The sequence below is a fragment of the Pseudogracilibacillus amylolyticus (SeqCode) genome (assembly GCF_051918545.1).
In the GTDB taxonomy this organism is placed as follows: domain Bacteria; phylum Bacillota; class Bacilli; order Bacillales; family Amphibacillaceae; genus Pseudogracilibacillus.
In genome coordinates, this window is the sequence record NZ_JBPPZG010000135.1 from 1 (window position 1) to 10308 (window position 10308).

Annotated in this window: 9 protein-coding genes; 3 read left to right on the forward strand and 6 right to left on the reverse strand. The window is 36.4% G+C overall.

The annotated features are described in order from the left end of the window. The 6 genes from ACPYKA_RS14265 to ACPYKA_RS14290 all read right to left on the reverse strand — a co-directional run. Nucleotides 1-767 (reverse strand): transposase (locus ACPYKA_RS14265; protein WP_479542904.1); only part of this gene is annotated, 767 nt, incomplete at its 3' end. 349 nt (nt 768-1116) lie between these two features. Beyond that, nucleotides 1117-2523 carry a dihydrolipoyl dehydrogenase gene (gene lpdA, locus ACPYKA_RS14270; RefSeq protein WP_479542905.1) on the reverse strand — a complete coding sequence of 469 codons (1407 nt, stop codon included), beginning with the start codon at nt 2521-2523 and terminating at the stop codon, nt 1117-1119. A 3-nt stretch (nt 2524-2526) separates the two neighbouring features. Further along, nucleotides 2527-3819, reverse strand: a complete 1293-nt coding sequence (locus ACPYKA_RS14275) for a dihydrolipoamide acetyltransferase family protein (protein WP_479542906.1) — start codon at nt 3817-3819, stop codon at nt 2527-2529. A 22-nt stretch (nt 3820-3841) separates the two neighbouring features. Further along, entirely contained in the window at nt 3842-4819 is a 978-nt protein-coding gene (locus tag ACPYKA_RS14280) for an alpha-ketoacid dehydrogenase subunit beta (protein WP_479542907.1), read from the reverse strand. 1 nt (nt 4820) lies between these two features. After that, a complete protein-coding gene (gene pdhA / locus ACPYKA_RS14285) occupies nt 4821-5864 on the reverse strand; it encodes a pyruvate dehydrogenase (acetyl-transferring) E1 component subunit alpha (RefSeq protein WP_479542912.1) in 1044 nt (347 codons plus the stop codon). A gap of 437 nt (nt 5865-6301) precedes the next feature. Continuing rightward, the gene (locus ACPYKA_RS14290) at nt 6302-6946 is read right to left on the reverse strand and encodes a YkyA family protein (protein WP_479542908.1); all 645 of its coding nucleotides are present in this window, start codon (nt 6944-6946) and stop codon (nt 6302-6304) included. A 216-nt stretch (nt 6947-7162) separates the two neighbouring features. Between ACPYKA_RS14290 and def the strand changes: the two genes are divergently transcribed. From def to rnjA, 3 genes are all read left to right on the forward strand, one after another. Beyond that, nucleotides 7163-7711 (forward strand): peptide deformylase, encoded by a 549-nt coding sequence (gene def, locus ACPYKA_RS14295; RefSeq protein WP_479542909.1) that lies wholly within the window; start codon nt 7163-7165, stop codon nt 7709-7711. 429 nt (nt 7712-8140) lie between these two features. Continuing rightward, nucleotides 8141-8350, forward strand: a complete 210-nt coding sequence (locus tag ACPYKA_RS14300; RefSeq protein ID WP_479542910.1) for a DNA-dependent RNA polymerase subunit epsilon — start codon at nt 8141-8143, stop codon at nt 8348-8350. Further along, nucleotides 8351-10018 carry a ribonuclease J1 gene (rnjA, locus tag ACPYKA_RS14305; protein ID WP_479542911.1) on the forward strand — a complete coding sequence of 556 codons (1668 nt, stop codon included), beginning with the start codon at nt 8351-8353 and terminating at the stop codon, nt 10016-10018. It abuts the gene before it with no gap. Nucleotides 10019-10308 lie beyond the last annotated feature (290 nt).

Below are 10308 nucleotides of genomic sequence, written 5' to 3' on the forward strand. Positions count from 1 at the left end.
CGAATTAGATGAACACCGTTCTCCAATGCGAATTTGACAATTTGACGGCTTATCTTATGGTTTGTTTCTTTCATCCAGACAGATTCCTTGTTTTTCGATTTGCGAATAGCATCAAGTTTCTTCAAGCTCCCAAGTTTTCGTCTACGGGAGGCAAAGTGCCTTCTTCGATATGCTATTTTCTTTCCTGAGAAGAAGATAGATGTCGTTCCAATAGTAGCTACAGCAAGCTGGCGCAATCCGATATCAATGCCCATTGTGCTCGATGAAGCTTTATCAGCTTGCTTTTTCTCCACTTTAAAGGACAAGGCGATTGCGACAAACCACCGCCCGCTTTTTTCAAAAAGTTCTGCAGCGCCTTGTTTAACCTTGCCAGACAATAGTTTATCAAGCCACCGCCGCTGATGGTCTTTATGGACGACGGGCACACCAACCCGCTTTTCTAGTGTTGGAAAAGAAACTTTATATAACCCGTTTTCGCTTTCTACCTTAAAGTTTTGATTATTGAAGCTACACCACATACAACGAAACGTTTTCGCTTTCTGTTTTTTCTTTTTTGATTTTACTGTCCGAATCGTTTGATTGACAATAGCGGAAGGAAATGGCTCATCCGAATAGCGTTTAAATACTTTCGAAGTAGCTGTTTGGAGCTCGCCAAAACCCAAAAGCCAATTCGAAAAAGCGGTATTTATCGCTGTCATCTTACGGTACATTGCCATTTTCTCTTTTGTCGGTTTTTGAAGCTCTAACTTGAGTGTGATCGTTTGCAAGTTGCTCACCTCCTGCTTCAATTATAACATAAATAGAAACGTTTGTACCCCTTTTCAACATTAATTTCATGCATTTCTTAAGAAAAAAGAATTTCAAATACTTGAAGTGGTACAAACCTTCGTTTTTTGTACCACTCCGTATTTGACCTCACTTTCATCCCACGTCTAAAGATAGTGGGCTTTCCTGTTCGGAAAATCTGTAATAATAATGAAACAGTCTTTTTAGTGAAGGATGAAACTGATAGAGGGATGTTGAATAACGATTAAAAAATGATGAATTATCGTTAAGTAGAAGTTCTTAAGCATAATAAAAAGAGCTGCCACATAAAAAGGCAACTCTTATATTTTTTTACAGCATATGAATCGGTGTTCCTAATGCAACTTCAGCTGCTTCCATCGTAATTTCCCCTAATGTAGGGTGAGCATGGACTGTTAGCGCAATGTCTTCAGCAGTCATCCCAGCCTCAATTGCTAAACCAATTTCGGCGATCATATCCGATGCATTTGCACCTACTATTTGTCCACCAATTACTAGACCATCTTCTTCGCGAGTAATTAATTTTAAGAAACCATCACTTTCGTTTAGTGATAAAGCACGGCCATTAGCTGCAAATGGGAATTTGGAAGCTTTTATTTTAATTCCCTCATCTTTTGCTTCTTGTTCTGTGTATCCTACCGATGCCATTTCAGGATCTGAGAAAACTACTGCTGGCATGCCGATATAGTCAATTTCAGATTTTTTACCACTAATTGCTTCCGCAGCAACTATTCCTTCATAAGAAGCTTTATGTGCGAGTGGTAGACCTGCAACAATATCTCCAATTGCATAAATATTATCTACATTAGTACGACATTGTTTATCTATTTTAATAAGCCCACGATCATCAACTTCAATTCCTACTTGCTCTAGGCCAATTTCCTTTGTGTTCGGTTTACGACCAACAGTAACAAGTACATAATCCGCTTCAACTGTCTTTTCCGCTCCGTCAGCTTCATATGTAACTTTTACACCACTGTCAGATTCTTCAACACCTTTTGCCATCGCACTTGTTACAATTTCAACATCTTTTTTCTTAAGACGTTTTTTCACAACTGCTGTCATTTGTTTCTCAAATCCACCTAGGATCTCTTTTTCACCTTCGATAATCGTTACTTTAGTACCGAAGTTAGCGTAGGCAGAACCTAATTCAGTTCCAATATATCCCCCACCAATGACAACTAAGCTTTCTGGGATTTCTTTTAAGTTTAACCCACCAGTCGAGTCAAGTACTCGATCTGAAAAAGGAAAACTCGGGATTTCAATTGGTGTAGAACCAGTTGCAATAATACAGTTATTAAATGTATACGTTTGTGACTGTTTTTCATCCATTACTTTAGCGTGATTGTTGTCAACAAAATATACTTCACCTTTTACGATATCGACTTTATTTCCTTTTAATAATGATTCAACCCCAGATGTTAAACGATTTACAATGTTTCCTTTCCATTCTTGAACTTTGGAAAAGTCAACAGAAACATTTTCAGTTTTGATACCGATGTCTTCGTTTCCTTTTGCCGTCTCTGCTAAATGTCCAGCCTGAATTAACGCTTTTGAAGGGATACATCCAACATTTAAACATGTACCACCTAAATCAGCTTTATCTACAATTGTTACTTTTTGGCCAAGTTGAGCAGCTCGAATTGCAGCAACATACCCTCCAGGTCCTGCTCCAACTACTAGCGTATCTACTTCAATTGGAAAATCTCCTACTACCATTCCTCACGCCTCCATCATGATTAATTGTGGATCATTTAAAAGTCTTTTGATTTGATTTAGTGCAAGCTGTCCAGTAGCACCATCGACAATTCGATGGTCAAAACTTAGTGATAATGCAAGCACCGGTGCAACAACCACTTCGCCATTACGCACAACAGGTTTTTCAGCAATTCGACCGATTCCTAAAATAACCGCTTCTGGGTAATTTAAAACTGGCGTAAACCACTGACCACCTGCTGATCCAATATTTGTAATAGTATTGGAAGCACCTTTCATCTCCTCAGCTGTTAGTTTACCACTCCGAGCCTTCTCTGCCAACTCATTTATTTCTTTAGAAATTTCAAATAAAGATTTTCTATCCGCATCTTTTACAACAGGCACTAGTAAACCCTTATCTGTGTCAGCGGCAATTCCAATATTATAATAATGTTTATAAACAATCTCATCTGTTTCATCATCAACTGCTGCATTTAAGATCGGATATTTTTTCGATGCAGAAATCAATGCTTTAACGACATACGGTAAATATGTTAGTTTAATTTCTTGTTCAGCAGCAACCTCTTTAAATCTGTTTCGGTGTACAACTAATTCTGTAACATCAACCTCATCCATTAGAGTAACATGAGGTGCTTTTGTTTTCGAATTCACCATTGCTTTTGCAATTGCTTTTCTAATTCCACTCATTTTTTCTCGAGTTTCATCATAGTCACCTTGTCGTGTTGCAACTGGTTTTGAAGTTTCTGCACTTGTTTCTGTGCTTATTTCATCGGCTACTTCTTTGGAATCAACATCCATGTCGCCGGCTAAATATTTATCCACATCTTCTTTAAGGATCCGACCATTCTTGCCACTTCCTGTTACTTCTTGAATGATTACATTATTTTCACGAGCATATTTTCGAACAGACGGCATCGCAATTACGCGCTTATTAGAAACCGTTTCTTCTGGTTTTGCTACTTCTTGTTCTTGCTCGTCGCTATCAGCCTCTTCTTGTTCTACTTCTTGATTTTCTACTGCTTGCTGCTCTTCAGCAGAATCTTCATCATCCGACTCATAGCCTTCTGCATCGATGCTGATAAGTGGATCACCGACAACTGCGACTTCACCTTCTGCAACTTTTATTTTTAAAACTGTCCCCTCAACTGGAGACGGTATTTCAACTACCGCTTTATCATTTTGGACTTCACATAAAGGGTCATCTTCCTTTATTTCGTCCCCTTCTTTTACAAACCATTTTAAAATTTCACCTTCATGAATACCTTCACCAATATCTGGTAATTTAAATTCATAAGCCATCCGATTTAACCTCCTATCTCGTTTAAAAGTTCATTACTGCCTCGACTTTTTCCATAATATCTTTATGGTCTGGTAACCACGCATCTTCCACAGCCGCAAAAGAATAAACAGTGTCTGGGGCTGTGACTCGTAAAACAGGAGCTTCTAAATGTAAAATAGCACGCTCTTGAATTTCAGCAACAATATTAGCCGCTACTCCTGCTTGACGCTGTGCTTCCTGAACAACGACTGCACGGTTCGTTTTTTCAACAGATTTAATAATAGTTGGGATGTCAATTGGTGATACAGTACGTAAATCGATTACTTCCGCATTAATTCCTTTTTCCTCTAGTTCTGTCGCTGCTTTAAGGCAAGCGTGAACCATAGCACCGTAGGCAATTAATGTGACATCTTTTCCTTCTCGTTTTACATCTGCTTTACCAATCTCAATCGTATATTCTTCCTCAGGTACTTCTTCTCTAAACGAACGATATAACTTCATATGCTCTAAGAAAATAACTGGATCATTATCACGGATTGCAGAAATCAATAACCCTTTTGCGTCATAAGGAGTGGACGGAATTACTACCTTTAATCCAGGTTGCTGTGCAACTAGGCCTTCTAGTGAATCTGCATGTAGTTCAGGTGTTTGAACTCCACCACCGAATGGAGAACGAACTGTAATTGGAGATGAAAAGGTATTTCCTGTACGATACCGCATACGAGCCATTTGTCCATTAATGGAGTCCATTACTTCATATAAAAATCCAAAAAACTGGATCTCTGGAACAGGTCGATATCCTTCCAATGCTAGTCCAATTGAAAGTCCCCCAATTGCTGATTCGGCTAATGGCGTATCAAATACACGGTCTTTACCAAATTCTTTTTGCAAACCTTCTGTCGCTCGGAATACACCACCATTTTTCCCTACGTCTTCGCCGAAAATAAGCACATTCTCATCTTTTTTAAGTTCATTACGCATTGCATCGGTTATTGCTTGAATCATTGTCATTTGTGCCATTTTACTTCGACTCCTTTTCTCTATATTCCTTTAACTGTTCTTCAAGATTGTATGGTAACTTCTCATACATATTCTCGATCAACTCTGTCACTTTTTGTTTTGGATAAGCATCCGCCTGCTTAATCGCTTCTCTAATTTCTTCTTTCGCCCGTTCAATTACTTCATTTTCATCTTCTTCAGACCATAAGCCTTTATTTTCTAAATACGTTCGGAAGCGCACAAGTGGGTCTCTCTTTTCCCACTCCGTATCCAAGTCTTTCGTACGATATCTAGTAGGATCATCCCCTGCCATTGTATGTGGTCCATAACGATATGTTATCGTTTCAATTAATGTTGGTCCATCGCCGTTAGTCGCTTTTTTCCGTGCATACTCTGTAATTGCGTATACTGCTAACGGATCCATTCCATCTACTTGGAAGCCTTCAATACCTGCTGCAACAGCTTTTTGTGCGAGTGTTTTTGCATTTGTTTGCAGTTCTACAGGAACCGAAATCGCAAAGAAGTTATTTTGTACAAAGAAAATGGCTGGAGCCTGATATGCCCCCGCAAAGTTAATTCCTTCGTAAAAATCTCCTTGTGATGTTCCGCCATCGCCAGTGTAGGTAACTGCAACGGATTTTTTACCTCTTAGCTTCATCCCTAAAGCGACACCAGCTGCTTGCACATATTGAGCACCGATAATTATTTGTGGGCTTAATGCATTTACTCCTTCAGGCATTTGATTTCCATGATAATGGCCTTTGGAGAATAAGAATGCTTGATATAAAGGCAATCCATGCCATATTAATTGTGGTACATCCCGGTATCCCGGTAAAATAAAGTCTTCCTTCTCTAACGCAAACTGGCTAGCAATTTGTGATGCCTCTTGTCCAGCTGTAGGTGCATAAAACCCTAGTCTTCCTTGACGGTTTAAAGCGATTGAACGCTGATCCAATACTCTTGTATAGACCATTCTTGTCATTAATTCTTTTAATTCATCATCTGAAAGGTCTGGTACGTATTCTTCGTTAACAATCTCCCCATGTTTGTCTAGTACTTGAAACATTTCAAATTTACTTTCTATCTCTTGTAAGTTATGTTTCAATATCCTCACCTCTTCCTTTCCTACATATATAATAATTTATTCTTTACCATTTAAAGTAAAACTTTCATTTGTTTGAGCACTATTATGAAAGCCTTTTAGTCATCTGTTATATTAAAATGTAAAATCATAATAGTACAATTACAAGGTAATTATAGTGTAGCTCATTCACATGGAGAGGTCAATGTTTTTAATTGATTTAATTGGTTCTTTATTCTTTTTCTCCATTATTAATTTGTGTTATCTTAATTAAAAAATAATCTGTTACACTAAAAAGAGAAAACTGTACTAGTATAATAGATTGATTGTTTTCTGTATTAGCACACAATTTTCTACATTATATCTATACCCATAAAAAAAGGAGTTAAATCAACATTTTAATTTAACCCCTCTTGCTTCTTCTATTCATTTTCTTGAAACATATCATAATACTCTTGCTTTAATTCATTATAGAGAACTGTTTCCTTATTGAACGATTCATTTGCTTCTAAAACATCTTCATAACTGTCATTCACATTTTCAATAACAGAATATACTTGATTTTGATTAAAATCTTCTTCTTTAAATAATATGTATAACTCTTTCGTTAATCGAATTGAATCTGTATAATTTTTGTACACTTCTTCATACGAATCATAGCGATTAATCATCGTGTCATACATTTTTCTAGTCAATTCTTGTTGCTCTTCATCCGTGATTTTTTCGATTAAAGGTTCTATATTTTCAAAAGTTGCCTTTGAATCTTCTAAACTTGTCTTTTCCATTTTTAAGTACTCCGATCGTTTATCTAAAAGGTCAATCGCTTGATTCGCAAGTGTTTGAACCTTTTCATGATCATCAGAGCCTAAGCCAATGATTTCTTTATATAGCTCTTCATCTTCTTTCTCTAATTCAAAAACTTTTTCTTGGCTAGCTTCAAATTCTTTTTCAATGTCAATCGTTTCCTCTAAGTATGCATTAATTTCTTCAGTTACATCTTCTTCACCACATGCACTGATAAATAAAAGCATTGTAAATACAAACATTGATTTTAATAGCTTGTCCAATTGTAGATCCCCCTTCTATCTAAAAGTAACATTATGCAATAGTTATATCATACACTAAAGAAGTATATTTACAGTAGCAATTGTATGAATGTAAACGCCGAATTATGTTAAAATGGAAGCAAACTATGTTTAATAATCAATTTTTCTTAACGAACTGCAATTGCGCAGATTAATTTTTAAAATTAACATTAATCGTATGGAATAGGAGTATTAAGTATGCTATTAATGAAAGATATTGTTAGAGATGGACATCCAGCACTTCGAAAAAAATCAGAAGAAGTAAAATTACCACCAAGTGAAGAAGATATTAAAATACTAGACAAAATGATGGAGTTTTTAAAAAATAGCCAAAATGATGAGGTTGCCGAAAAATATAAATTACGTTCTGGTGTAGGTCTTGCTGCACCTCAAATTGGTGTCAACAAACAATTAATCGTCATTCATTTTACTTACAAAGAAAAACTATACAGTTATCAGCTTGTTAATCCAAAAGTTATTAGCCACTCCGTTGAAAAAGCATATTTAAATGGAGGGGAAGGTTGTTTATCGGTAGATGAAGCAATTGAGGGATATGTCGTCCGTCATGCACGAGTGACAGTGCGTGCCTTCGATAAGGAAGGAAACAAATTAAAATTAAGATTTAAAGGTTATCCTGCAATTGTCATTCAACATGAAATAGATCATTTGAATGGGATTATGTTCTATGACTATATAAATAAAAGAAATCCTTTCTATATCCCAGATAATGCCGTTGAAATTGATTAGTAAAAACAATAACTACTTAACTCTTTTTTAGGTTCATCATTTCATTCTACTCTTTTTACGTATATTATGATTCCTTTCGTGAAAAAATAAGAACAGAAAAATTCACAAATAAATATTTGCTAAAAATAATTGATATTTATTCCAATAAAAATGAAATCATATTATAATAAGATTAACAGGGATTGGATCGGCCTAAATTTTATCTTGCTTTTCTTCTTTTGAAGGGAGATGTGTAGGTGATGTTGAAACGCCTAAAAGAAAAGCTAAAGAGAAAATGGAAAGAGTTTTTGAAACAAGGACGTGTACCGACAACTGATAATAATACTACTATTCAAGGACATCGTGAGAAATAAACATGAAACGAAACTTTTTAAATTGAAGTAATTTTACGGAAAAATTAGATCGAATAAACGTTATAGGAGAGATAGAATGATTTTTAAGGTTTTATATCAAGAGCACGCTGATATTGCGCCTGTACGTGAACGCACAAAAAGCCTTTACGTAGAAGCAGATTCAGAGCGTGAAGTACGTCAAAAATTATCCAATCGCAATATTAATATCGAGTTTATCCAAGAATTAGATGAAATACATTTACAATATGAAAAAAAATCCGAAGTCTTTGCAATTGAGAGTGTCTAAATGAAATTTGTAAAGAATGACCAAACTGCCGTTTTTGCACTCGGCGGACTAGGCGAAATCGGAAAAAATATGTATTGTGTACAATTCCAGGACGAAATCATTATAATTGATGCCGGCATTAAGTTCCCAGAAGACGAACTACTTGGTATTGATTATGTTATTCCTGATTACACATACTTAGTGCAAAATCAAGACAAGATTAAAGGACTAATCATCACGCATGGGCATGAAGACCACATCGGTGGCATTCCCTATTTGTTGCGCGAAATAAATGTACCTATCTATGCTGGAAAACTCGCGATCGGACTTATAAGAAATAAGTTAGAAGAACATGGATTACTCAGAAATGCCAAATTAAATACAATTCAAGAAGAAGATATAATAAAATTCCGTAAAACTTCCGTTAGTTTCTTTCATGTTACACACAGTATTCCCGATTCTTTTGGTGTCGTTGTAAAAACACCATCTGGAAATATTGTTCAAACAGGTGACTTTAAATTCGACTTTACTCCTGTTGGAGAACCTGCTAATTTATCTAAAATGGCACAAATTGGCGAAGAAGGTGTACTATGTTTACTTTCAGATAGTACAAACAGTGAAGTCCCTGGATTTACGATGTCAGAACAAGTAGTACAAGAAAATATAAACGATATTTTTAGTAGAATTGATGAACGTCTCATTTTTGCAACTTTTGCTTCAAACATATACCGTTTGCAACAAGTTGTAGACGCTGCTGTAAAGCATAATAGAAAAGTCGCCGTTTTTGGTCGCAGCATGGAATCTGCTATTGAGATTGGTCGTGAATTAGGCTATATTGTTGCACCAAAAGATACTTTTATTGAGACAAATCAAATAAATCGTTTTCCTTCGAATGAAATTGCTATCCTTTGTACTGGTTCACAAGGAGAACCAATGGCAGCACTTTCTCGAATTGCAAATGGTACACATAGACAAATTTCAATTACACCTGGTGATACAGTTGTCTTTTCTTCCTCACCAATCCCTGGAAATAATGTGAGTGTAAGCAGAATCATCAACCAATTAATGCGTGCCGGTGCAGAAGTAATTCACGGTCCATTAAGTAATATTCATACTTCCGGACATGGCAGTCAGGATGAACAAAAATTAATGCTCCGTCTAATGAAACCGAAGTTTTTTATGCCAATTCACGGTGAATACCGCATGCTCAAAGAACACTCAAAGCTTGCTACCGCTTGTGGAGTAAATGAAAAAAATACGTTTATTTTAGATAACGGAGATGTGTTAGCACTAAATAAAGATAACGCAAATATCGCTGGGAAAATTCCATCCGGATCTGTTTATGTTGATGGCAGCGGAATTGGCGATATTGGAAACATCGTTCTTCGTGATCGTCGAATCCTATCTGAAGAAGGTTTGGTTATTATTGTAGTAAGTATTAATATGAAAGAATTTGAAATAGCCGCAGGACCAGACATAATTTCTCGAGGTTTTGTCTATATGCGGGAGTCAGAAGACTTGATAAACGAAGCGCAAAAACTGGTGTCAGATCATTTAAATAAAATCATGCGTCGCAAAACGAGCAAATGGTCTGAGATAAAAAATGAAATCATCGATACAATTGCACCACTTCTCTATGAAAAAACAAAGCGTCGACCGATGATTTTACCAATCATTATGGAAGTGTAAAACATACAAAAAACAGGTGAGGAAAAATTATTTTCCTCACCTGTTTTTTTGAATTGAATCTTTTCTAAAGAAAAGAGACTACGCATCCGTCCCTCCCACCGCAAAAGACTTACTGATGCACTAACCGTAAACTGTTGAGTAGTTGTCGGCTGTTTTGCACCGCAATTTTTTAAAATTTACAATGTGAAATTCCGCTCCGGAAATACACTGCGCTTTCCGCAGGCGGCTGTTGAGCCTTCCTTGTGCTAACGCACTGCGTTGTCTCACCTAGGCCTTTCCTCCTGCAGGAG

Coding starts and splice junctions, on each gene's coding strand:
- ACPYKA_RS14275 (WP_479542906.1), bottom strand. CDS start 3,819: ATGGCTTATGAATTTAAATTACCAGATATTGGTGAAGGTATTCATGAA.
- rnjA (WP_479542911.1), top strand. CDS start 8,351: ATGAAATTTGTAAAGAATGACCAAACTGCCGTTTTTGCACTCGGCGGA.
- lpdA (WP_479542905.1), bottom strand. CDS start 2,523: ATGGTAGTAGGAGATTTTCCAATTGAAGTAGATACGCTAGTAGTTGGA.
- pdhA (WP_479542912.1), bottom strand. CDS start 5,864: ATGTTTCAAGTACTAGACAAACATGGGGAGATTGTTAACGAAGAATAC.
- ACPYKA_RS14300 (WP_479542910.1), top strand. CDS start 8,141: ATGATTTTTAAGGTTTTATATCAAGAGCACGCTGATATTGCGCCTGTA.
- def (WP_479542909.1), top strand. CDS start 7,163: ATGCTATTAATGAAAGATATTGTTAGAGATGGACATCCAGCACTTCGA.
- ACPYKA_RS14280 (WP_479542907.1), bottom strand. CDS start 4,819: ATGGCACAAATGACAATGATTCAAGCAATAACCGATGCAATGCGTAAT.